General features: G+C 59.1%; 20 protein-coding genes. 9 read left to right on the plus strand and 11 right to left on the minus strand.

Annotation, left to right across the window (positions count from 1 at the left end):
* Nucleotides 1-11 precede the first annotated feature (11 nt).
* From P9217_RS27200 to P9217_RS27210, 3 genes are read right to left on the minus strand one after another with little or no spacing between them, the layout of a single operon-like run.
* Nucleotides 12-986: an ABC transporter permease gene (locus P9217_RS27200; RefSeq protein WP_278055508.1), complete on the minus strand. Its 975-nt coding sequence runs from the start codon at nt 984-986 to the stop codon at nt 12-14.
* Entirely contained in the window at nt 983-3,484 is a 2,502-nt protein-coding gene (locus P9217_RS27205; RefSeq protein WP_278055509.1) for an ATP-binding cassette domain-containing protein, read from the minus strand. Before P9217_RS27205 ends, P9217_RS27200 begins: the two co-directional genes overlap by 4 nt.
* Before the next feature lie 29 nt (nt 3,485-3,513).
* Complete coding sequence (locus tag P9217_RS27210; protein ID WP_278055511.1) at nt 3,514-4,542, minus strand: sugar ABC transporter substrate-binding protein; 1,029 nt, start codon at nt 4,540-4,542, stop codon at nt 3,514-3,516.
* 237 nt (nt 4,543-4,779) lie between these two features.
* On the opposite strand from P9217_RS27210, the gene P9217_RS27215 reads away from it, so the two are divergent.
* The 3 genes from P9217_RS27215 to P9217_RS27225 all read left to right on the plus strand — a co-directional run bounded on the left by P9217_RS27215 (nt 4,780) and on the right by P9217_RS27225 (nt 8,238).
* A complete protein-coding gene (locus P9217_RS27215) occupies nt 4,780-5,688 on the plus strand; it encodes a LysR family transcriptional regulator (protein ID WP_278055513.1) in 909 nt (302 codons plus the stop codon).
* Between the two features lie 123 nt (nt 5,689-5,811).
* On the plus strand, nt 5,812-6,675 hold the full coding sequence (locus P9217_RS27220; protein WP_278055515.1) for an NAD(P)-dependent oxidoreductase: 864 nt from the start codon (nt 5,812-5,814) through the stop codon (nt 6,673-6,675).
* Between the two features lie 9 nt (nt 6,676-6,684).
* The gene (locus tag P9217_RS27225) at nt 6,685-8,238 is read left to right on the plus strand and encodes an aldehyde dehydrogenase family protein (protein ID WP_278055517.1); all 1,554 of its coding nucleotides are present in this window, start codon (nt 6,685-6,687) and stop codon (nt 8,236-8,238) included.
* 277 nt (nt 8,239-8,515) lie between these two features.
* Here the strand turns inward: P9217_RS27225 and P9217_RS27230 are convergent, their stop codons facing one another.
* The 8 genes from P9217_RS27230 to P9217_RS27265 all read right to left on the minus strand — a co-directional run bounded on the left by P9217_RS27230 (nt 8,516) and on the right by P9217_RS27265 (nt 15,710).
* On the minus strand, nt 8,516-9,136 hold the full coding sequence (locus P9217_RS27230) for a transposase (protein ID WP_278055519.1): 621 nt from the start codon (nt 9,134-9,136) through the stop codon (nt 8,516-8,518).
* The gene (locus P9217_RS27235; RefSeq protein WP_278055521.1) at nt 9,022-9,462 is read right to left on the minus strand and encodes a transposase; all 441 of its coding nucleotides are present in this window, start codon (nt 9,460-9,462) and stop codon (nt 9,022-9,024) included. The genes P9217_RS27230 and P9217_RS27235 overlap by 115 nt, the downstream gene beginning before the upstream one ends.
* A 340-nt stretch (nt 9,463-9,802) precedes the next feature.
* The gene (locus P9217_RS27240; RefSeq protein ID WP_278055522.1) at nt 9,803-10,690 is read right to left on the minus strand and encodes a VOC family protein; all 888 of its coding nucleotides are present in this window, start codon (nt 10,688-10,690) and stop codon (nt 9,803-9,805) included.
* Nucleotides 10,687-11,493: a serine O-acetyltransferase EpsC gene (gene epsC / locus P9217_RS27245; protein WP_278055523.1), complete on the minus strand. Its 807-nt coding sequence runs from the start codon at nt 11,491-11,493 to the stop codon at nt 10,687-10,689. Before epsC ends, P9217_RS27240 begins: the two co-directional genes overlap by 4 nt.
* Before the next feature lie 12 nt (nt 11,494-11,505).
* Nucleotides 11,506-12,291 carry an amino acid ABC transporter ATP-binding protein gene (locus P9217_RS27250; RefSeq protein WP_278055524.1) on the minus strand — a complete coding sequence of 262 codons (786 nt, stop codon included), beginning with the start codon at nt 12,289-12,291 and terminating at the stop codon, nt 11,506-11,508.
* A complete protein-coding gene (locus tag P9217_RS27255) occupies nt 12,278-13,423 on the minus strand; it encodes an amino acid ABC transporter permease (protein WP_278055526.1) in 1,146 nt (381 codons plus the stop codon). The genes P9217_RS27250 and P9217_RS27255 overlap by 14 nt, the downstream gene beginning before the upstream one ends.
* Nucleotides 13,423-14,682, minus strand: coding sequence for an ABC transporter permease subunit (locus P9217_RS27260; RefSeq protein ID WP_278055527.1), 1,260 nt, complete (start codon nt 14,680-14,682; stop codon nt 13,423-13,425). Before P9217_RS27260 ends, P9217_RS27255 begins: the two co-directional genes overlap by 1 nt.
* 5 nt (nt 14,683-14,687) lie before the next feature.
* The gene (locus P9217_RS27265) at nt 14,688-15,710 is read right to left on the minus strand and encodes a transporter substrate-binding domain-containing protein (protein WP_278055528.1); all 1,023 of its coding nucleotides are present in this window, start codon (nt 15,708-15,710) and stop codon (nt 14,688-14,690) included.
* 157 nt (nt 15,711-15,867) lie between these two features.
* Here P9217_RS27265 and P9217_RS27270 point away from each other — a divergent pair, with 157 nt between their 5' ends.
* The 6 genes from P9217_RS27270 to panD all read left to right on the plus strand — a co-directional run bounded on the left by P9217_RS27270 (nt 15,868) and on the right by panD (nt 22,173).
* Entirely contained in the window at nt 15,868-16,791 is a 924-nt protein-coding gene (locus tag P9217_RS27270; protein WP_278055529.1) for a LysR substrate-binding domain-containing protein, read from the plus strand.
* A 395-nt stretch (nt 16,792-17,186) separates the two neighbouring features.
* Complete coding sequence (locus P9217_RS27275) at nt 17,187-18,155, plus strand: hypothetical protein (protein WP_278055530.1); 969 nt, start codon at nt 17,187-17,189, stop codon at nt 18,153-18,155.
* Between the two features lie 63 nt (nt 18,156-18,218).
* Nucleotides 18,219-19,193, plus strand: a complete 975-nt coding sequence (gene nadA, locus P9217_RS27280; protein ID WP_278055531.1) for a quinolinate synthase NadA — start codon at nt 18,219-18,221, stop codon at nt 19,191-19,193.
* The gene (locus P9217_RS27285; protein ID WP_278055532.1) at nt 19,190-20,734 is read left to right on the plus strand and encodes an L-aspartate oxidase; all 1,545 of its coding nucleotides are present in this window, start codon (nt 19,190-19,192) and stop codon (nt 20,732-20,734) included. Before nadA ends, P9217_RS27285 begins: the two co-directional genes overlap by 4 nt.
* Nucleotides 20,731-21,612, plus strand: a complete 882-nt coding sequence (nadC, locus tag P9217_RS27290; RefSeq protein ID WP_278055533.1) for a carboxylating nicotinate-nucleotide diphosphorylase — start codon at nt 20,731-20,733, stop codon at nt 21,610-21,612. The genes P9217_RS27285 and nadC overlap by 4 nt, the downstream gene beginning before the upstream one ends.
* A gap of 108 nt (nt 21,613-21,720) precedes the next feature.
* Complete coding sequence (gene panD, locus P9217_RS27295) at nt 21,721-22,173, plus strand: aspartate 1-decarboxylase (RefSeq protein WP_199651266.1); 453 nt, start codon at nt 21,721-21,723, stop codon at nt 22,171-22,173.
* The last annotated feature ends 32 nt before the right edge of the window (nt 22,174-22,205 follow it).

Raw genomic sequence — 22,205 nt, forward strand, 5'->3', positions numbered from 1 at the left:
TGTTCTCCCGGCTAGACAGTTTTCAGGTATGATCGCATCGCAGCCAGACCGACCTCGAGGAGAAGTGCGAAGGCGATTAGGAGACCCTTGAACAGGTCCAGACTCGAGGGGTCCACCCCGGTGGTACGCAGTAGATGCGTTACCAGGCCAATGATGAGGGCTCCGCAGGCGATTCCAAAAACGGTGCCCTTGCCACCAAAAATGCTTGTTCCTCCAATGACGGCGGCAGCGATACCGTCCAGAAGAAGAGGCATGCCCCCGACGTTTGGAGTTACCACCAGGGTCCGAGAGATCATCACCACCGAAGCAACAAAGCAGATGACTGAGCTCGCTATAAAAACCATGAACTGATGGCGCTCGACCGCCAATCCTGCCAGCACGGCGTTTTCCCGGCTGGAACCAACCGCATAGGTCTTCAGTCCGAAACGTGACTGATGCAGCAGCAAATACGCTGTCAGTGCCGCGATCGCTGCGACGATATAGAGAAACGGAAAGCCGAGAACCGCGCCTCTTCCAAGGGCCTTGAGGACCGGGTCCTTGATGATGATGATGCCGGGCGAGAGGAAGATGTTTATTCCCTGCAGTGCAATGGCGGTTGCCAGCGTTGCCACGAATGCCGGCAGGCGCACAAAACCTGCAATCAGGCCGTTCCAAAAGCCGACAGCCGTCGCTGCAGCCAGTCCCAGCAACAGAGCGGGAACAGACGGCCAGCCCAGGTTCAAGCCGAAGCCGACAACGACGCTGACCAAGGCCACAGTAAGTCCGGCCGACAGGTCGATGCTCCCCGATATCAGGACCAAGCCTGCGGCCAGCGCGATCAGGAAGATTGGTATTGACTGGCTTGCCACTGCCGCCAGGTTGGCCCCCGATATTAGGGCCGGGTTGATGATGATACCGACGATGACGACTATCGCCAGCAAGACGGCTGGCGACCAGCCAAGCAAGCGGGACAAGATCTGGCGATAGGTTGCTGAAGCTGCAATCATGTCGACGCACCACCCAGTTGGAAGGCAATCGACATGACCTCGTTCTCGCTGCACCCGCGCGGGAGCTCGGCCGCAATGCGGCCATTCGACATGACGAGAATCCTGTCTGAAACCCCAAGCACTTCCGGAAGCTCGCTGGACACGAGCAGGATCGCCGCGCCTTGGGACTTATATCTGGAAATCAGCCGGTGAATTTCCGACTTTGCGCCGACATCGACGCCGTTGGTCGGTTCGTCGAGCAAGAGGACCTTTGGCTGGCCAGCCAACCATTTGCCTAACACGACCTTTTGTTGGTTTCCGCCGGAAAGTTCCCGGGCCTTCGCCTCGGGACGCGGGGGCTTGATCAGTAGCTCCGCGATCTTTTTTGTCGCCAGTTGCCTGATGCGCGGCGGCGAAACAAGCCCACCGCCATGGGTCATCCAAACCAGGCCGAGGTTATCTGCAACAGTCATCTGCGGGACAAAGCCCTCGGCATGCCGGTCTTCAGGCAAGTAGACGATTCCGTTTTGATAGGCTTGGCGGAGATCCCCGAACGCAATGGGCTTTCTACTCACCGTAATTTGGCCTTTCGCCTCTGGCGTAAGGCCAGCCAGGGCTCGTAGCAACTCGGTTCGGCCGCTGCCCATCAAGCCGCAGACGCCGACGATCTCACCAGCATACAAATCGACAGTCACATCTTGCAGAAGCCCGGCTTCGGCTATTTGCGCGCTCAGGATGAGATCCCCGCGCTGCACCTCGTCGTGAGGAAACACGTTCTCAAGTTTGCGGCCGACCATACCTTCGACAAGACTGGCAGGCGTGAAATTCGATATTTCGCCGCTTGCTACCACTTCGCCGTCGCGAAGAATGACGACATCGTCGCAGAGGCTAAAGACCTCTTCCAGCTTGTGCGAGATGTAAACGATCGCGCACCCCTTGGCCTTCAGATCGGAGACTAAGCTGAAGAGCCTGTCTCGCTCCCGAACGGAAAGTGCCGACGTGGGTTCATCCATGATGATGACCCAGGCGTGGGCCTCCAACGCTTTTGCAATCTCGACCAACTGGCGTTGCCCGACATTCAGTTGATCGAGGCGTGTCTCGGGATCGAAATCTAGGCCGAGAGCCTTAAGAGCGCTACGAGCGCGGGTGTTCATGTCACGCCTGGCAAGGAAGCCGTACCTGGTGCGTGGCTGGCCTAGAAACAGGTTCTCGGCAATCGTGAGATCGGGCAACAAGCTAAAATGCTGGTGGATTGCGGTTATCCCCGCCAGCCGAGCATCCCTGCTGCCGTTCACGGTTATCTCTGCACCATTGAGCGCGATGGACCCGGAGTCCGCCCGTTGAATCCCGGTCAGACACTTTACGAGGGTCGACTTGCCTGCTCCATTTTCGCCCACCAGTGCCAGCACGCGTCCGCCATGGATCTCAAGGGTGGCGTTGTCCAGCGCTCGGAAACTGCCGTAGGATTTGGAAAGACCATTAACAGACAGCGTCCGCTTTAAGCCGGGAGCCTGGCCTGACGCTTTGGTTGATTGACCCCAACCCAAGATTTTCGGGAAGGAAAGGGTCTCCGTCGTCAGCAACGCTGAAGCCAACAGGAGCGCGGCCTTGACAATGTATGTTGCTTCAAGTGGCACCTGAAGAAACGACAAGCCTGCAGAGATCACGCCCAGGAGAGTGGCGCCGAGGAGAGTGGGGAACATGGCTCCCTGCCCACCAGCCAAGGAAGCGCCCCCAATCATGGCTGCGGTGATAGCATCGAATTCGAGGCCCATTCCAGCCAACGGCTGCCCGGAGCCAAGCCGGCCGATGGTAACGACCGCGCATATGCCCGCGGACAGGCCGGCCAGCAAGTACACTACCAAATGGACGCGCCTAACCGGTACGAGAGAGGCGGCCGCCGCATTCTGATTGCCGCCGACGGCAAAAATCCAGCGGCCCAACAAGGTCCGGCTCATGAACAGGCTCCAGGCGACCGCCGCCAGTAGTGCCATCGCAAGAGGCGTTGGCACCCCAAAGATGATTGAGGAACCTGGCCAGATGAGAGCTTGATTGGCGACAGGGATGCTGTCTGCTCCAGACAGCACAAGGGTTGCACCTCGCATCATGGCCATTGTGGCGAGCGTGGCCATGAACGGTGCGACGCGCGCAAATCCGACGAAAAACCCGTTTGCAGCGCCCAGTGCACTGCCGCAGAGCAAGGCAGCCAGGATCGACGCAGCCCCGGACTGTGTAGCGTGTAAGGTGAGAGCCGCGACGATGCCGCTTAGTGCCAAGTTCGCACCGATCGAGAGATCAATGCCTCTGGCAATGATCAGCGCCGTCATGGGAAAGGCACATATCGCGATGACGGCGGTCTGTTGACCGATCGTCAAAAGGTTGCCGACGGATAGAAAGCCGGGAATGACGATCGCTAGAGCTGCAATAACAGCCAGGATTGCCAATGCCAGCAGCGAGGATGCGCTGTCGGAGGAAAATTGAGACACGCCAAAGCGATTGACGTGTCCCATATCCTTCATCTTTGACGAGGTCGCCACTGTTAGTCCGGTCAGTGCGAGCTCATCGCAGAAGCTGGAGCGTTTGGCCCAAGCTGCTGTGAATACTGACCGAGTTCCTCTGCGGCTTTGTCCGGCGTGATATAGTCGAACTTGAGCCCCTTGGCGGCTAGGGTATCGGCAGTTTGCTTCGAGGTAATGTACTTCACCGGCAGGTAGAGGGTGCGATCAAACTTTTCACCTCGCGCGATGCGTGCCGCGAGCGCAATGTTCCAATACCCCACGCGCGGCGCCCCGGTCAGGCCGTCAATGACCGTGGCGCCGGAGTTAAGTGAATCGGCCATCCCCGAGTCACCATCCCAGCCGGCATATTTGAGCTTGGCGCCAGCCGCATCAGCTATCGACTGCGCCGGATAGCAGAGATAGTCGGACAGGCACACTATTGCCTTGAGGTCTGGATTGGCGGCCAACCAGCTTTGCACTGCGTCGGCGGATTTTGCCGCATCCCAGTTGGTTGGCTGAATGCCGACGATCTGAATCTTCGGGAACTCGTTTTTGATCGTTTCGGTAAACGCTTTCTCGCGGTTATCCGATGTCCAGCTTCCACGCGCCCCGATAAGCAGGGCAATCTTGCCCTCTCCATCGATCGACTGTGCGAGCGCCCGGGCGACCGTCGGCCAGGTCTGCGCATCCGGGTAGATTGTGCTGTAGTTCGCTTTTCCCTCGACTTTGTTGCCCATGGTAATGACGGGGATGCCTGCATCGGTGGCCTTGTTGATCACCGGCATGAGCGCATTCTTGTCGAGAGGATCGACCAGGATCACGTCCACTTTTTGTGCTATGAAATTCTCTACGAGTGAAACTTCCTTCTCAAGACTCCCCTCTGCGCTCTGCCAGATAGCTTTGACTTTGTAGTCTTTCTCCGCCACATCGCCTGCCTTCTTCATATCCACGAAGAAGGAATTTTGCAGGTCTATAGCAACAACCCCAAGAATGGGGGGCTTGTAGTCAGCTAAAACTTCGGAACTGCCCAGAACGAAGCTGCATGAAAGCGTAGCGCTAAGCGCTATGGCGTTCAACATTGTGCGTCTTTTTATCACGTTCCACCTCCCATTTTCCTGTTCGGTGGAGTCAACCAGCGGCGTCGTCGGACGACAAGTCAGAATTCAGGCATCTGACCGTTGCCAAAAAGAGATGGTTGGGTGGGAGTGCTCGGCCCTTCCCTCGACTTTCGACTTCGGAGGATTTGATAGGCGCTGTTACGACGGCCGTGAAAATGTGGTAGGAGCCGACTAACGCACCGAGCCCGGCCGCTGCAAGTGATCAGATCGACCACACGTCAAAGCCTCGATTATTTCTTCCGCGTCGCTCAATTAGGCTCCATTCGCGCGGCGTCGGAGCATTTGCGCATTGCTCCATCCGCAGTCAGCCGCAAGGTTGCCCAGTTAGAATACGAGTTCGGTGTTGAGCTGATCATCCGGCAGGCGCGCGGTATCAAGCTCACCGAAGCTGGACAATACGTCTATCGGTACCTGCAGGAATCGAGAGTTCGTGACGCCTTGTTGTACGAGACAATCAGCGAGCTACAAGGATTGAAACGGGGGTCTGTTACGATCGCGGCAGGCAGCGGGTTTGTCGAAGGCTTGATCGCCCCGACGCTCACAAATTTCCTGCAGAAGTACCCTGACATACAGATCGAGATTCTGGCCGGCAATGCTGATGAGATCATAAACACCGTGATCGAGGACGAGGCCGACATCGGTATCGTATTTGGGACGATCTCGGAGGTCGGGATCGAGGTGGTATACGCAATCGAACAACCGCTGCGCCTGATCGTTTCCACGAACCACCCGTTGGCAACACGCGAGACAGTCGATCTGCGGTCGATCTGCGATTTGCCTTTGGCACTGCCGCCACTCACCGCTGGGATCAGGCAGGCGGTCACGCGAGCTTTCCGTGAGGCTGAACTCGAGCTATCTCCTAGTCTCACCGTCGGCCCAGTCCAGGGACTCGTCCAATACGCCGCCTCGGGTGTGGGGGCGACGTTTCTGCCGGAATTCAGCTGCAAAGCCGAAGTTCTGCGTGGGATGGTTCGCGCAATCCCGATAGAAGACGATATCGTCATGCGCACACGTACGAGCATGTTTATCCGGCACGAGCGGCATTTGCCTCCAGCGGCCAAGGCGCTCCTGGCCGCACTTGAGCTGGCATTCCCGTTTACAGCCTGATGTTGAGCTTCCCAGCTGGGATGGAGTGTACTGACTTCAGCAACGGTCGCATGCCGCTTTTGAGCTTGTCGGCGACGCGCCAACTCGTAGTTTTCCTAATCACCTCAATAGGAAATCGCGAGCATGACGTCACAAGTGGGAGTTGTTGGTCTAGGGCGGATGGGAATGGCGATGGCGGAGCGCTTCGCCGAGACCGGCCTAACGGTCATCGGAACGGACGTTAGCCAAGCCACTTTGGATCGGGCCGCAGAAGCGGGCATTCAAACGGCGCAGGACTCACTTGCCGTTATCAAGCAGGTTGACGTCGTGGTGCTGTCGCTGCCGACCGCCAACGACGTCAAGTTGACCTTGGACGGTCTGCCAGACGAAAATCTCGGTCGCGAGCTGTTCGTCATTGACACCACTACTTCCGATCCGCTGGTCACAAAGGAGCTGGCTGCAAAGCTCGAGCCGGCGGGTATCCATCTGCTCGATGCTCCCGTGAGCGGTGGCTTCTTTGGCGCCCGAGCCGGTACGCTTGGAATGATGGTTGGAGGCCAAGCAAGCCATCTCGATCGAGTTCGCGACTTGCTATCGAGAATTGCTGGCAAGATCGTCCACATGGGGCCGATTGGCAGTGGCCATGCGACTAAGCTGCTCAATAACCTGCTAGGCGCAGCCAACATGGTCGTGGCCTCCGAGATCGTGGAGCTTGGCGAATATCTTGGCTTGGCGCCGGCGGATCTGATTTCGGCCCTGAATGCGGGAACTGCACGCAATAGCGCGACCGAACTGAACTATCCGAAATGGATCCTGAGTGACAAGTTTGACTCCGGTTTCACCATGCGTCTGATGCGCAAAGATGTTGCACTCGCGGACCAACTCCTGCGTGCAAAGGGAAACCTGCCCGTGCTGACCGATGTGGCTTCAATCTGGGAGCAGAGCAAACCATCTGTGGCCGATGACGCAGATTTCAACAAGATCACACAATTCCACCCATCCAAGTGAGCTCGTGTCATGACAATCCTTGAAGACTTTAAAGCCGATCCACTCAACGAGGATCTGTTCGCCAGACTGACCACAGAATTCTTTGGCTCCGGACTCGAGATCGGAAGCTATGTCGACGGGCACATCATGCCAGGAAAAGGCAACTACATTGAGCTTGTCGAGCCGGCTTCGGGAACTGCGTACGCGAAATATCGGGACGCGGGGCCTGCAGTTGCCGCTGCCGCATGCGAAGCCGCGGCGCGTGCTCAGAGGGCCTGGTGGGCGATGACGGCCAGCGATCGCGGTCGAAAAATGCATGCAGCCGGGCGGCATCTTCGCACTAAGGCCGCAGCCGTGGCGCAGTTCGAAGCTTTGACCTCCGGCCGACCGCTTACAAGCACGGTCAATGAGATCGAAGCCGTCGCGCAGATGTTTGAGTACTTCGCAGGATGGTGCGACAAGCTGGAAGGCACAGTCATTCCGGTACCAACGACTCAACTCAACTATGTAATCAGGGCCCCATATGGCGTCGTGGTTCAAATGACGCCTTGGAACGCACCGCTTTCGACCGGAGGCTGGCAGATTGCCCCCGCACTAGCGTCTGGAAATTCGGTTGTTCTCAAGCCGTCCGAGCTGACGCCAGCCACCTCCATTATCCTGGCAAGGCTTTTGGAAGAGGGTGGTCTCCCACGCGGCCTGGTCAACGTTCTGGCCGGTCTTGGTGAAAGCACGGCGGCACCAGCGATTCTTGATCAGAACACCCGCATGGTTGTTTTCGTCGGATCCACCAGAACCGGCAGCATCATCGCCTCATTGGCGGCTAAACGTATCATACCATGCATTTTGGAGCTGGGCGGAAAGTCCGCGAACATTGTCTTCGACGATGCGGATTCCAGGATTGCGGTGTTAGGCGCGCAACGTGCCATATTCCAGAATGCAGGCCAGGCATGCACGGCTGGCTCGCGTTTGCTGGTTCAAAGGCGCGTCTACGACAAGATTGTGGGCCACCTAGCCGAAGTCACCCCGCAGATTCCCGTGGGACACCCGCTCGACCAGCGAACTCTTGTCGGGCCGATTAACAACAAGACGCAGCTAAATCAGATCAAGCGCATGGTCGACGAGGCCAAGACGGCAGGTGCAGAAGTGCTCGCCGGAGGCTCTGAGCTGGCATTGGTGAACCAGCCAGGCGGTATGTACTACGCTCCGACCCTGATTAGCGGCCTCAACGATCAGATCGAAGTCGGCCACGAGGAGGTTTTCGGGCCTGTTCTCGGCATTACGCCGTTCGAAGAGGAAGAAGAAGCGATCGCGATCGCCAACGCTTCACACTACGGTTTGGCGGGAGGAGTCTGGACGCAGAACGTTGGTCGCGCCCATCGCGTCGCCAGCAAGATCCAGGCCGGCACTTTCTGGATCAACGGTTATCGTTCGATCAGTGTCATGACACCCTTCGGCGGGTTCAAGAACAGCGGATATGGCCGTTCTAGTGGCTACGAAGGGCTCATGCAATATACTCAAACCAAGAGCGTCTGGGTGGAAACAGCGGAGACCTCGCCGGAAACCGGCACCCGGTATCCATTCTAGATCGCAAAAGGCAGACTTCATCAGAGGATCGCGGAACGAGGTAACCGACCTTCAAATTCGCAAATCCGAGCGCTGCGGAGTGGGTTGAGACGACGGCGTTGCACCTGTTTGGGTCCGGTGAGCCAACGCCGGCGATCAGATAGTTGGCGCAGCGGTAGACGCCTTGCGCGGAACTGACGCGCTTACATGCCAATCAGGGATATCCTCCCTTGACTGGCTCACCGCAGGACCGTCTCAGCCGAAAAAATCGCCTAAAGCAGGTCGCGTTTAATTGGCCTCATATCCGGCAGCTTTGAAGAAGTCTCTGCACTATATTGGGTCGAACAGGTCGCATATGTCCTTGAGCGCGTTGCATAAAGCGTCGAAGGATCGTGCGGCCTTCTTTCTGAGCAGCGCCTTGAGCTTCGAGAAGGCCATTTCGATTGGATTGAGATCTGGCGATTAGGCCGGCAGCGGCAGCAGCCAGGCACCGCGCTGGCGCACCAGTTCGGCCGCCCCGCTCGCTCTTGTGGAAGGCGACATTGTCGAGGATGACGACGTCGCCCGGCTTGAGTTCGGGTGCGAGCTGGGTCTCGACATAGAGTTCGAAACGCGCCCTGTTCATCGGCGCATCGACGATCCAAGGCGCGATCATGGCATGGCATCTCAAGCCGGCGATGAAGGTCTGCGTCTTCCGGCCGCCGAATGGTGCTGATGTTCGGTAGCGTTCGCTCTTGGGCGCCCAGCCGGTTCGCTTGGTCAGCCGTGTGTTGGTCGAGGTCTCGTCAATGAAGACGAGGCGCGTCAAGGCCTTGTCGAAGAACGGTTTGCGCCGCCACCTCCAATGCTCGCGCGCCTGCCGGATGTCGGGACGCTCCTGCTCGCTCGCCCGGAGTGTCTTTTTTTGTGACTGAGGCACAGCCGGTGAAGCAAACGCGCGACATTCGACCGGTGCACCGTAACGCCGCGCCCATCCAGTTCCACGCACAGCTCGTCGAGCGTCAGATCGCCATTCTCGGCCATCCGCTGGCGCACGAAGTCGGCGTGAGCGGCCAGCTTGCCGCCCCCCGTGCCATGGCCTTGCCGGCGCGGCTCAAGCGAACCCCTCTCGGCGCGCAGCTTCATCAGATCTTTCACGAACTTCGGCGAAACCCGGAAATGACGCGACGCCTCACGGTTGCTGTTGCCCTCATCCACAAACGCCGCAACACGCTTACGCAACGCCATCGCTAACGGCTTGCCCATCACGGTTCTCCCTTCCACCGCAATGAATCATCAAACCGTCAATCAGGGAATCCCCGAATCCTTTAAAAGGCGACGTGCTTTAGTCGCCCGCAATTATCACGGGACTTAGGCGGACCGCTGATCCTCTGCACACAAGGCGTGGCGAACAAGGGGCGCAGCGTAACCGCCATCGGCCCGCAATGGTGGAATTTGGCGGCGACCATCCGTGTCGTAGGCCCCGAGCTTGTCTTCGTCGATCTCGAGGTCGAGAACGGCAACTTGGCGCTTTATCTCGAGCGACGACCTGCGGCGAAAAGCCTAGGCCGGGGGAACAGCGCACACAGGGCGGCGGGTTGCTCGGTCAAGCCTCGCTAAACGACAGCATAACGCCGCCCAAGCGGTCGGCTTGCGGCAAGAGAATCATACCGTTGACCTCTCGTGGCACGAGCTCACTTTTGGCAAGCTGATCAAACAGTTTTGCTCGAGATCGAACTTTCAGGTCCACCGCGAATTCATATGGTTCGGCCGGAGCCGCAATCGAGGCCGGCAAGTCTCCATAGCGCTTGGCTGCACCGTTGCGATCCAGGACCAGGAATTTGCCATTGCCGGTGGGCACTTCAAATCCGCCGTCGATTGGCAGGATGCGATCTGTTCCGTGGAGCGTGCCTAGCCAGCGCTTCACTCCATCCTGATGATGCCGCTCAGCAAGGATGCAGACCGAGAGGAAGCCGTACGCAGAATTCGCATGGTCCATCCATTGTGGAAACTCGATAAGGTTGCGCTTGTGCTGCCGGCAGCCGAAATTGGACAGTCGCGGGTAATCGCGTGAGGCAAATATCTTCAGGGTTGTCTTTGTGCGGTCGTTGGTGCCGTCCGCCAGGACGACATCGCGTCCGAATTCGATCGTCCCTTGGCAGACCCCGCCGCGGCTGAGAACGGTTTGCTCGTCGCGCTCGGCGTCGTCGCTGTACAACGCTGTCAACGCAATTCCGTCCCGCTCCTTGATTGAGTTGGCGATGAAGCGGCCGAACCGGAAGTCCCCGGCAGGGTAGCTGTCGAGCAGAGCCGTGTCATAGATGCTCATCAACTCCAGAAGAGAGTTTTTGAACAACATTGCGCAGGTCGAAGTACCCCAGGGATGCTTGCCGATTGGCGTGACGTTGAAGCCAAGGGCGCCGTATGTATCACGCAGCGATGACAGGTCTTGAACGCAGACGATCGGATGGTCGATCCCCAGGACGTTGGTCATGGATGGTCTCCTGGGCCGAGGCTGAAGCCTGAAAATGAATGTGGCGAGCGCGACTTCAATTGGGCCGGGACGCCTGCCGCGGTTTGACCGGCCGGGACATCCTTGGTGACCACGGCCCCTGCCGCCACCACAGCGCCCTCCCCTATGGTGATGTCGCCCAAAATGCTGGCGCCGGCACCAATGACAGCGCCTCGCTTCACGGTCGGATGACGCTTGCCCTCTCGGCCCCTGAAGTTGCTGCCCAGAGTTACGCCGTGCCAGATGGAAACGTCATCCTCGATGACAGCAGTTTGGCCGATGACGATGCCCAGACCGTGATCGAACCACAACCCTCGACCGAATTCCGCCTCGGGCCTGATGTCACAGCCAAAAGCACGGCCCGTATGGCCCTTCACGGCAAGCGCCAACGATATCCGCTTGGCGCGATGCAGTGAGCGGCACACCCTGTAGGACAGCAAGACATGCAAACCGTTGGCAAAATGGAGCGTTGCGATCTCTCCACCCGGATCAAGGTCCTTGTTGGCGGTGGCATAGATGTCAGAAACCGCGTCCTCGAAGGCGCGCTCATCGTGAGAGAAAACGTCACGCGCGGCGGCGAAGACCACCTGCCGGCCACCTCCCGGTGGGATGCACCCCGCAAGCACATGCGCAAGGAGGGCGGCGTCATCCTCGAGGCCCCTCGGATCATATGAGAAGGCTTCCAGAAGATTTGGCTCGTGCCGAAAGAGCTGCACGGCAGCCCGCAACAAGCGATCGCGATGGGTCGTCTGGGAGGGATAAAGACGTTCAATTTGAATGGACATTGCTGGCACTGACTAGTGTTTCAGGACACGAGAAAGGAACGCCCTGGCCCGGTCATGCTGAGGATTCTGGAAGAAAGTCTCGGGATACCCGATCTCCGCAATTCTGCCGCCATCGATGTAGACGACCCTGTCGGCGACTTCACGGGCGAAGCCCATTTCATGCGTGACGATCATCATGGTCATTCCGTCGACCGCCAACTCGCGCATAACGTCCAGAACCTCTCCGACCATCTCAGGATCAAGCGCGGACGTCGGCTCGTCAAAAAGCATCACATGGGGATCCATTGCCAATGAGCGGGCGATGGCGACGCGCTGTTGCTGGCCACCTGAAAGTGCGGCAGGATACTTATGGGCTTGGTCTGATAGACCGACACGATCGAGCAAACGCCGTGCGTTTGCGTACGCGGCGTCCTTGGAGAGCTTTCGCACTCGGATTGGCGCCAGCGCTACGTTTTCCAGCACGGTCATATGGGGAAACAGGTTGAATTGCTGGAAGACCATGCCAACGCCCTTCCGAATCTGTTGGAGGTTCTTGTCGTCTCCAACCGCCCTTTCTTCCTCAACGGGCATTCGGTAACCGTCTACGATCAGGCTACCGTCCTGATATTGTTCCAGGCCATTCACACAACGGATCAGAGTCGACTTGCCCGAACCGCTTGGGCCGATGACGACCATGACTTCCCCCCTGGCAACAGATAAGCTCACCTCCTTCAGCACATGGAAATGTCCATAGTACTTGTTCAGCTGATCGAATTTGACGATCTCGGTGCCCTTCGCCGCTGTGCTATCGGCCTTCATTTGAGATTCCCTTAGAAAGGTGCGCTTCCAAGTGTCTGGCGAAATAGGTAACTGCGCTGCCAACGAGAAAGCAGACAATGAACAAGAATGTATACACCTCGTAGACTTTGTCGCTGTTCTGAGGGTCAGCCAATATCATTTGTCCGACACGTAGAAAATCTGCAAGGCCAATGATGAAAACAAGGGGGGCGTAGTTGAAGATGTCAAGGACGTTGCCAACCATGCCAGGGAGGGCCACACGCATGGCCTGCGGACCGACGATCCGGATTTTGATGTCCCAGGAACTCAGTCCAAGGGCCTCGGAGGCCTCGACCTGCCCGCGGGGGACCGCCTGCAAGCCGCTGCGGATATATTCGGCCGCGAACGCGGAATAGAAAATCACGAAGCCGATCAGTCCCCGCAGGACATCTGGGACCGGCACGGAGGGGAGAAGGAGAGGAAATGCGATCCAGATGAAATAGACCACCAGAATGAGCGGAACGGCCCGCATGAACTCGATGTATGCAGTGCAGAGGATCCTAATACTTCCGATCTTGCTTTGACGACCAAACGCCAGGGCAGCTCCGATCGGTATGGTCAGCGCCGCGGAAATGGCGGTAAGCAGCACCGACAGCAGAAAGCCGCCCCATGTCGCCGGCCCCGCCGGCACAAGAAGGTAGAGCGCGAGCCCCAGTGCGCCCAACGAGAGGCCGCCGGCCAGCTTGCGCACACGCGGGAGGGTTTGTCCTAAAAGCCATGCACATTCAAGTGAGCTGCCAACGAGGAAGGTGTTGATGCCCGCGGACCAAGACACCTGCAACGCCAGCGCAGTCACGGCCAGGATCCCAATGACGGTGCTAGCGGCACGCAATCCCCTCATGGGTATGATGGACGACACCAAAAGGCCCATCGCGACGGCGAACAGGAAGGCGGCAACCCATACGCGCCACAGCTCCGCGGCCGGGAATACTCCGACCATCAGAACCTTTGCGCTCTGCCCAATGACGTGCCACTGGGCGACCGCGAGAAGCCACGCGCAAAATGTCCAGATGCCCCAAAAAAGCGTGGGCACCACCAGTGCCGTGAGAAGCGTATCGAAGGGGGTGGCGAAGAGATTGACCTTCAGACGCTTGACCGCGTTTTCGATACCCATCAGCGAGCCCCCGGGATCTGTATCCTGGCATTGAGCCGATTGATGGTCGCGCTTATCCCAAGGCTGATCAGAAGATAGATGAGCGTAACGACGATTATGCCTTCGAGGCTTCGGCCAGTTTGATTGGCCACCGTGCCGTAGACGTTGAACAAGTCCGGAAATCCGATCGCGATCCCAAGAGAGGTGTTCTTGGCAAGACCGATATATTGGTTTCCAAACGATGGGAGGATCACGCGAAACACCTGGGGAAGGACGATGTCCTTTATGATGTCGTTCCTGGCGAGCCCGAGCGAGCGCGCCGCCTCCCATTGCCCGCGCGGCAGGCTTTCAATAGCGCCGCGCACAATCTCGCCAAGATATGCTGAGCTGTTGACGACAATACCGATCAGAATCGCCGTGAACTCAGGTGAAAGCATCGTGCCGCCGCTCGCCCGGAAGCGGCCGGCTTCGGGGATGTCGATGGTGAATGGGAAACCCCCAACAATCACGGCACCCAGCAGCAGGATGGCCGACAAGCCGACAATCACCCAGCGTCGTTTGCCCCCGGAAATGAAAGCGGACAGGACGCCGAGCACCAGAGCCAGAAGAAAGATGATGATCCCGGGTCCCGTGGCCGTATCTGTCGCTGCGATCGAGGGCAGCCAGATACCTTGCTGGCTTAATATCACTCCCGGAAACCCGGCCGCAGCGGAAATTGGAGGAAACTGCAGGACGACAGCGATGTACCAGAATGTCAGTTGTATGAGCAGCGGGGTGTTCCTGACGAACTCGACGAAATAGAAACAGAGCTGCCTTACCAGCCAATTCGTCGACAAACGTCCCACACCGAGCAGCGTTCCGAGCGCGGTAGCTACCACGATCGCCAAAATGGCGACTTTCAAGGTATTGAAAAGGCCAACTGTGAGCGCCTGCGCGTTGGTCATGCCAGAGGAGAACGGCACGAGGCCGAGAGGCGTGCTTATGGCAACGGCGTAACCTTCACTGATCTCGAATCCGGCGCCCGAGGCGAGATAGCCGAAACTGAAGGCAATTCCTCTTGCGGCCAGGCTGGACCGGATTGCGTAACCCAAGCCGATCATCAAGGCCGCAACCGCAGCAATGATCGCGGCCTGCACAAGATTTCTACGAAACGCACGTGCCTTAAGTGCGCGTCGTTCCGGTCTTTCGGAAACCGCACGATGCACCATCGTATCCATCGGAAGCCTTCGAGCGGAAAAGGTCAAGGGAATGGAGCGGCCCAGCCCTGCCGGGCCGCTCATCGACTTCACCACCACGGCGGCGAGATCATCGCCCCGCCGTCACGCGAGAGCGCATTTGGCGTGCCCTTGCGGTCGAGATAGTTGGGCGTTTTCGGGCCCAGGTTGCGATCATAGATCTCGCCGTAGTTTCCGACCTGCTTGAGGACTTGGGCAACGAAATCCGCCGGCAGACCGAAGTCGGCGCCGATCGTTCCGTTCACACCGAGGAACTTCTGGATGCCTGGGTCGGCCGACTTGGCCTCTGTGTCGACCTTGTCGGATGTGATGCCAACATCTTCGGCTTCAATCGTCGCGAAGACTATCCAGCGCAGGGCATTCCTCCAGCGCGAATCGTTAGCGACCACAAAGCCGGCAAAGGGCGATTTCGCCAGGATATCTGGGAGGATGACAAAGTCGTCGGGTTTGTTCGAGTTGCCGCGCCACGAGGCCAGCGCCGACTTGTCGGTCACCATGGCGTCACACCGCCCGCTGCTGAGGGCGCCGAACAGCTTCTCGAGATTCTCGTAGGTCAGCACCTGACTCTTCCAGCCCTTCTTCTTCAGAAGGTCGGCGATGATCGCCTCGGTGGCGGACCCTTGCGTCGTGCAGAAGCTGGCACCTGCGAGATCGTCGATTTTCGCCACCTTCGATGAGGCTTTCACCATGATGCCGCCGCCGTCCCAGAAATTCATTGGCAGGAAATCGATGGCAATCGCCGATTCCCGGACGGGGTAGACCGTTGTGTGGGCAAACACAACGTCGACTTGTCCCGTCTGCAGCGCCGTGAACCGGCTTTTGTCCGTGACAGTCACAAAATTGACCTTGTTGGCGTCGCCGAGGACGCCGGCAGCCACAGCGCGACAGAAGTCTACGTCCAAACCTTCCATCTTGCCGGTCTTGGTATTGAGATAGCCGAAACCAGGCGCCGTGTTGTCGGTGCCACAATTGAGCGTTCCCCGTTGCTTTACCGTATCCAGCACCCCCGCCTGCGAAGGTAGGGAGGCTACGGTCGCGAACGCTGCGAGTGCAGCGGAAATGAGAAGTTTCATCGAGTTCCCCTTTGCGATCGATCGGAGCTGCGCTGACGAAATTTTTATGTGCGCTCGGCAGCCGACGAACCGATCCTAGTTTGACACCGACACTTCAGTCTAGTTAAATGATTTTAGGCATTTGATTAGAAAAAGTGACGATTCTACGGAGAACGGCTTGAGCAACTTCATGGACATTCAGAGATTGAAGACGCTGCGCGAGCTGGCTGTCCGAGGGACGATGGCGGCTGTTTCCGAGATCCTTCGGATATCACCGTCGGCGGTCTCGCAGCAGATTTCGTTACTAGAGGAAGAGGTCGGCGCAGCGCTGGTCGAGAGGCGGGGCCGAGGGGTGTCAATCACGCCCGCGGGAAACGTGCTGGTCCAGCATGCCGAACGCATACTGGCTGTCATGGAAGAGGCGAAAACCGATCTCGCCGCCATCAGGGCGCAGGTGGCTGGTCAATTGTCGATTGCGTCCTTCCCTTCGATCGGCGCCAGTTTGCTGCCACCGGCGATCAGGCAAATGCAACTCGAGTACCCCGCGTTAGTCGTCTCCGCCATTGAATTGGAGCCATTGGCCGCATTAGCCGCGTTGCGCAGTTGGCAATGTGACATAGCGGTCGTCGACGACATAACCCTGAAACAGTCCAAGGACGCACCGAACCTGGAGACTTTTCCAATCTATCAAGATCAGTTGGTCGCCATCGTCAGGCGCGACCATGCGTTAGCTCAGAAAAGGGCCATTAGCATTTATGATCTGAAGGACGAGTGTTGGGCTATCGACACGCGTCCAAACACCTTCTCCGATGCCTTGCTCGCAATGTGTAACGAGAAAGGATTCCAGCCACGCATTGTTGCTAGATTTGATGAAACTGACGTCACTTGGGCAATGGTCGCTCACGGGTGCGCTATTGCGGTCGTTCCCCAGATTCGCACGCTCGTTAATCATAGCGGGCTCGCCGCTGTCCCGCTGTCGCCACCCCTGGGACGCGGAATCCTGCTCGCAATCCGAAATGGAGAGAACCGGCGGCCGTCGGTCAAAACAATGATCGAATCCCTCAAGCATCACGCAAGGCACCTACCCAGAGCCGATCAGTGAAACAGCTGCATAGCGCCGGCACAGGTGGCCGCACAGCCGCTTTGGTGGCCAATGCGCTCAAATCCTCCTTTTTGGACTCGCTCGGCCGAGGGTTGGCCGGGACGCCGGGGCTGGCAATGGTCCATCCATAAGTGATGACCCTTAAGGGACAAGCGAGCTTTCATAGAACATCGACGGCCACCGCCTTGCAGCGTTTCGATCTCATGGCCCGACTTTGAATTTGCTTCCCTAGCGTCATGCCCGCTGGCGTCGCATTTGGCACAATTTTGTATAGATCGAAAGGCTAAGCTGATGACGGAGCGTGCCGTGTTGACACCCAAAATGTGCTACTCCACGCTGCTTAAATCGATTGAGATGCTTCGCACTGGAAGCTCTGCCCAACCTATTCAGGCATCATGGACGTCCGGGCAAAAGGAACACGCAACGCTAGCGCCCCCGCTAAGGCTAAAGAAGTCGAGGCGGAGCTGATTGCCGTGGTTGTAGCCGTCAATGACGGCGAACCGGCCGCGCTCACTATCGGGCAAGCGCGTTCCCTGCCGTCGGGGCCGTTCGCGCTTGAGCATCGATCGCTGCAGTCCGGGTTGAGGGCATGGGTCGAGGAGCAGACCGGCCATCCGCTTGGCTACATCGAGCAACTCTATACATTCGCGGATCGCGACCGCATTGATGACGGGCATCAGCAGCGCGTTATTTCGATCAGCTATCTGGCTTTGACCCAAAAAGAACGGGCCGCCGGCTCGTCCGGCCGCGGGTGGCGCAGCTGGTACGAATATTTTCCGTGGGAGGATCATCGCGCCGGCACGCCGAAGGTGCTGGCAGATATCGTGAAGCCTCGTCTGCTTGCCTGGGCGGCCGACGCCGAGGAGGCCTCCACGCGCCGCGAGCGACAAAGGCGGGCGGCCATTGCCTTCGGCTTCGAAAACTACTCCTGGAACGAAGAGCTGGCGCTTCAGCGCTACGAATTGCTTTACGAAGCTGGCCTGGTGGCAGAGGCGACCCGCGATGGACGTTCGAGCGCTTTTGCCGCAATCCTCGGGATTGCCATGATTGCCGACCACCGCCGCATCCTGGCGACAGGCATTGCCCGCTTGCGCTCGAAGATCAAATATCGGCCGGTCGTCTTCGAGCTGATGCCACCTGTCTTCACGCTGCTACAGTTACAACGAGCCGTGGAAGCCTTGGCCGGTCGGCTCATCAACAAGCCCAATTTCCGCCGGCTGATTGAACAGCAGGAGCTGGTCGAGGAGACGGGCGAGACGTCTGTGGACACGGGTGGACGGCCCGCCAAGCTCTATCGATTCCGCCATGCCGTCCTGGACGAGACAGCCGCGGCGGGCACAAAATTGCCGCTCGCCCGGGGTTGACATGCTTATAGTCAACCGGGATATATGCCCCTTATAGTCAAATAGATTATAATTGGAGGGGCCATGAGCGGGGCGTTGCCTTCAGCCGCGTCTTTGTATCGGCGCGTCTGGCGCGTCATTCCGCCAGCGGAATGGGCAGCCTTCAGCCATGACGTAGAGGCTATCCTGGCGCTTAAGCGCGAGCGCAACGCAGTCATTCTGGCTCATAACTACCAGACGCCTGAGATCTTCCACTGCGTGGCCGACATTGTCGGCGACAGCCTGGCTCTTGCGCGCAAAGCCATGACGGTCGATGCGGATGTCATCGTGCTCGCCGGCGTGCATTTCATGGCCGAGACGGCCAAGCTCCTCAATCCGGACAAGACAGTCCTTATTCCCGATCTCGGCGCCGGGTGCTCGCTGGCCGACTCGATCACAGCTGACGACGTTCGGCTCATGCGGCAGCGCTATCCTGGCGTGCCGGTCGTCACCTACGTGAACACATCCGCTGCCGTGAAGGCCGAATCTGACATTTGCTGCACCTCCGGCAATGCGCTGGCAGTTGTGGAATCGCTGGGTGCGCCGCGCGTCATCATGCTGCCCGACGAATATCTGGCCGGGAATATCGCGGCGCAGACGGAGGTCGAGATAATCGCCTGGCAGGGACACTGCGAGGTGCATGAGCGTTTTGGCCCAGCCGACATTCGCGAACTGCGCGATGCCTATCCTGGCGTCACCGTGCTTGCCCATCCGGAGTGTCCGCCCGAGGTTGTGGCGGTCGCGGATTTCGCCGGCTCGACCGCGGCGATGTCCGACTATGTCGGACGGCACAAGCCCGCGCGGGTCGTACTGATGACCGAATGTTCGATGAGCGACAACGTCGCCGTCGAGCACCCCGAAGTCGAGTTCGTGCGGCCGTGCAATCTCTGCCCGCACATGAAGCGCATCACGCTCGCCAACATCCGCGCTGCACTCGAACAAGACCGCTATGTCGTCACCATCGATCCTGACGTCACTGACCGGGCGCGCCGCGTGGTGGAGCGGATGCTCGTCGTATGACCCAGCATATCCGCGACATCGGCGGTGCGCCGGTCATCGTCGGCGCCGGCATTGCCGGCCTGATGTGCGCGCTTCATCTGGCGCCGCAACCGGTGGTCCTTCTTTCCCGGACGCCACTGGGAAGCGAAGCTTCCAGCGCACTTGCCCAAGGCGGGCTGGCCGCGAGTGTAGGCGGCGATGATAGTCCGGAGCTGCATCTTGCCGACACACTTGCTGCCGGCGACGGGCTTTGCGACGAAGCCATGGCCAGGAGGGTGGTCGAGGGGACATACCGAGCCATCGGCAATCTGGTCCATCTGGGCGTCGCCTTCGATCGCACATCGGACGGGGCGCTGCGGCTTGGGCTCGAGGCGGCGCATTCCCGCCGCCGGATTGTCCACGCGGCCGGGGACGCCACTGGCCGCGAGCTTGTCCGGGCGCTCGCCACTGTCGCGCGGCGTACCCCTTCGATCACAATCCTTGAGGGCATGGACGCGCGCCGGCTTCTCGTCGAAAATGGTGCAATCGCCGGTGTGCTCGCGGTCGCTAACGCGGGTGCGGTAATATTTCCGACGCGTCGCGTGGTGCTTGCGACCGGCGGCATCGGCGCCCTGTTCAGGGACACGACAAATCCGACCGGCTCCTTCGGCCATGGCTTGGCGCTCGCTGCCTGTGCCGGTGCAGAACTGGCGGACCTCGAATTTGTCCAGTTCCATCCGACCGCGCTCGACATCTCACGGCGGCCGATGCCTCTGATAAGTGAAGCCGTCCGCGGCGAGGGGGCGGTACTGGTCAATGAACACGGTCAGCGCTTCCTTGCCGATACGCCTGGCGGCGAACTCGCATCGCGCGATGTCGTGACGCGGGCCATATGGCAACAGCTTGCGAAGGGAAGTCGGGTGTTTCTTGATGCCCGGCATTGTCTCGGTCCGACCCTTCCCAAGCGCTTTCCCAGTATCACCCGTCTATGCCAAGAGGTGGGAATCGATCCTGCTGTCGAACCAATCCCGGTACGTCCGGCAGTCCACTATCACATGGGCGGCGTGGCCGTTGATGCCGAAGGCCGCAGCTCGGTGAGCGGCCTATGGGCATGCGGCGAGGTTGCATGTACGGGTTTCCACGGCGCCAATCGGCTGGCCAGCAACTCGCTGACTGAAGCGGTGGCAACCGCCCTCTGGGTCGCCGAAACAGTGGCGGCTGCTCCTGCCGGCTGGCAGTGGCCAATGCTTGTTACGACCGTGCCACCGCCGCCCGACCCCTCCTCCATTAGACAGGTGGTCTCGGAGAGCCTCGGTGTCATCCGGCACGGCGAGTTGTTAGCCGAAACGGTGTCAGCGCTGCTGCCAATAGCGGCTGGCAACTCGGCCGCCTCAGATCCTGCTTTGGTCGCGCTGATGATCGCGGTTGCCGCACTTCGGCGTGAAGAAAGCCGAGGAGCTCATTACCGCTCGGATTTCCCCACACGCAACGCGGACACCCGATCTTCCCGCTTGACGCTTGCGACAGCAACGAAATTTGCGGCCACGCTTAGCCCGCGGCTCGCCGAACGGAGTGCCTCATGACATCACTTCCACCACTGACCGGGATCGCGATCGAACCGATCGTGCGCAGCGCTCTTCTGGAGGACTTGGGCAAAGCCGGCGATCTTACGAGCGATGCGATTGTACCCCTCGACCACAAGTCCACTTTCGCCTTCAGGACACGACAGTCCGGCGTTCTGGCCGGCCTTGATCTCGTGGCTTACGCTTTCCTGCTTGTAGATCAATCGATCGACATGCGTTTCGCGCGCTGCGACGGGAGCAAGGTCATGGCGGGCGAAACCATCGCAACGGTGAGTGGACCGGCGCGCGGGATGCTCGCGGCCGAGCGCACAGCGCTCAATTTCCTGTGCCATCTCAGCGGCATTGCAACGGCAACAGCCGAAATCGTCGAAGCGGTGCGCGGGCAGAAAGCAAAGATCGTGTGCACGCGAAAGACAACGCCCGGCCTGCGCGCGCTGGAAAAGTACGCGGTGCGCGCCGGCGGTGGCGCCAACCACCGCTTCGGGCTCGATGACGCCATGCTCATTAAGGACAACCACATTGCCACCGTCGGCGATGTCCGCACGGCGATAGAGCGAGCGCGGGCGACCGCAGGTCACATGGTAAAGATCGAGGTCGAGGTCGACACGCTTGAACAGCTCGATATCGCGCTGGCGACAGGGGTTGACGCGGTGCTGCTGGACAATATGTCTGTCGAGCAGCTGACCCAGGCAGTAGCGATGGTCGGCGGCCGCGCAATCACCGAGGCGTCCGGTGGGGTAACCGTGCAGACCGCACCAGCGATTGCCGCGACCGGAGTCGACTTGATTTCGGTCGGTTGGATCACGCATAGCGCGCCGGTCCTCGACATAGGCTTGGATGTCGCCGTCAATGTCAACAAGAACAACCTTTTGAACTAAGGGCCAAATACAGTCGAGTTCAGATCGGGCTTGGCTGATCGAAGGCAACCATCGCCGCCTGCACCCCAGAAGGTATGCGACGTGGAAGAGACTGTTTGGAGGAGAGGCATGCGTAAAATCGTCGCCGGCAAGCTGCACGGCATCTACGTCACCGAGGCCAATCTCGACTACCATGGCTCGATCACGCTCGATCCGGACCATTGCGAGGAGGCAGGCATCCTGCCGATGGAATTCGTGGAGATCTGGAACAAGAATTCGGGCGCACGGATCTCGACCTATGTCATCCTCGGCGAACGTGGATCGCGTTGCTGCATCCTCAACGGCGCCGCGGCGCGTACGTGCCAGCCAGGCGATCAGGTCATCATCTGCAACTCCGCCTATCTCGACGAGGCAAAGCTGACCGCGCTCAAGCCGCGTGTGCTAACGTTCGACAAGGACAATCGCATTGTTGACCGATTGACCTATTCGGTCGAGAGCAATGCCGAGGGGGGCTACAGCTTTTCCATACTCGATGAGGCCCGCAACGCTCTCCCCGTGCCGGCACTGGTGGGCAGATCATGACAGGCTTCCATGCTTGTTCTCTCGCGGCTGAC

Origin of the sequence: Mesorhizobium sp. WSM4989, from assembly GCF_029625795.1 — a bacterium.
In the GTDB taxonomy this organism is placed as follows: Bacteria; Pseudomonadota; Alphaproteobacteria; order Rhizobiales; family Rhizobiaceae; genus Mesorhizobium.

What these genes read in the sequence shown, in the direction of transcription:
- P9217_RS27200 (WP_278055508.1), bottom strand. Translation starts at nt 986, where the DNA reads ATGATTGCAGCTTCAGCAACCTATCGCCAGATCTTGTCCCGCTTGCTT.
- P9217_RS27205 (WP_278055509.1), bottom strand. Translation starts at nt 3,484, where the DNA reads ATGAAGGATATGGGACACGTCAATCGCTTTGGCGTGTCTCAATTTTCC.
- P9217_RS27210 (WP_278055511.1), bottom strand. Translation starts at nt 4,542, where the DNA reads ATGTTGAACGCCATAGCGCTTAGCGCTACGCTTTCATGCAGCTTCGTT.
- P9217_RS27220 (WP_278055515.1), top strand. Translation starts at nt 5,812, where the DNA reads ATGACGTCACAAGTGGGAGTTGTTGGTCTAGGGCGGATGGGAATGGCG.
- P9217_RS27225 (WP_278055517.1), top strand. Translation starts at nt 6,685, where the DNA reads ATGACAATCCTTGAAGACTTTAAAGCCGATCCACTCAACGAGGATCTG.
- P9217_RS27235 (WP_278055521.1), bottom strand. Translation starts at nt 9,462, where the DNA reads ATGGGCAAGCCGTTAGCGATGGCGTTGCGTAAGCGTGTTGCGGCGTTT.
- P9217_RS27240 (WP_278055522.1), bottom strand. Translation starts at nt 10,690, where the DNA reads ATGACCAACGTCCTGGGGATCGACCATCCGATCGTCTGCGTTCAAGAC.
- epsC (WP_278055523.1), bottom strand. Translation starts at nt 11,493, where the DNA reads ATGTCCATTCAAATTGAACGTCTTTATCCCTCCCAGACGACCCATCGC.
- P9217_RS27250 (WP_278055524.1), bottom strand. Translation starts at nt 12,291, where the DNA reads ATGAAGGCCGATAGCACAGCGGCGAAGGGCACCGAGATCGTCAAATTC.
- P9217_RS27255 (WP_278055526.1), bottom strand. Translation starts at nt 13,423, where the DNA reads ATGGGTATCGAAAACGCGGTCAAGCGTCTGAAGGTCAATCTCTTCGCC.
- P9217_RS27260 (WP_278055527.1), bottom strand. Translation starts at nt 14,682, where the DNA reads ATGAGCGGCCCGGCAGGGCTGGGCCGCTCCATTCCCTTGACCTTTTCC.
- P9217_RS27265 (WP_278055528.1), bottom strand. Translation starts at nt 15,710, where the DNA reads ATGAAACTTCTCATTTCCGCTGCACTCGCAGCGTTCGCGACCGTAGCC.
- P9217_RS27275 (WP_278055530.1), top strand. Translation starts at nt 17,187, where the DNA reads ATGGACGTCCGGGCAAAAGGAACACGCAACGCTAGCGCCCCCGCTAAG.
- nadA (WP_278055531.1), top strand. Translation starts at nt 18,219, where the DNA reads ATGAGCGGGGCGTTGCCTTCAGCCGCGTCTTTGTATCGGCGCGTCTGG.
- P9217_RS27285 (WP_278055532.1), top strand. Translation starts at nt 19,190, where the DNA reads ATGACCCAGCATATCCGCGACATCGGCGGTGCGCCGGTCATCGTCGGC.
- nadC (WP_278055533.1), top strand. Translation starts at nt 20,731, where the DNA reads ATGACATCACTTCCACCACTGACCGGGATCGCGATCGAACCGATCGTG.
- panD (WP_199651266.1), top strand. Translation starts at nt 21,721, where the DNA reads ATGCGTAAAATCGTCGCCGGCAAGCTGCACGGCATCTACGTCACCGAG.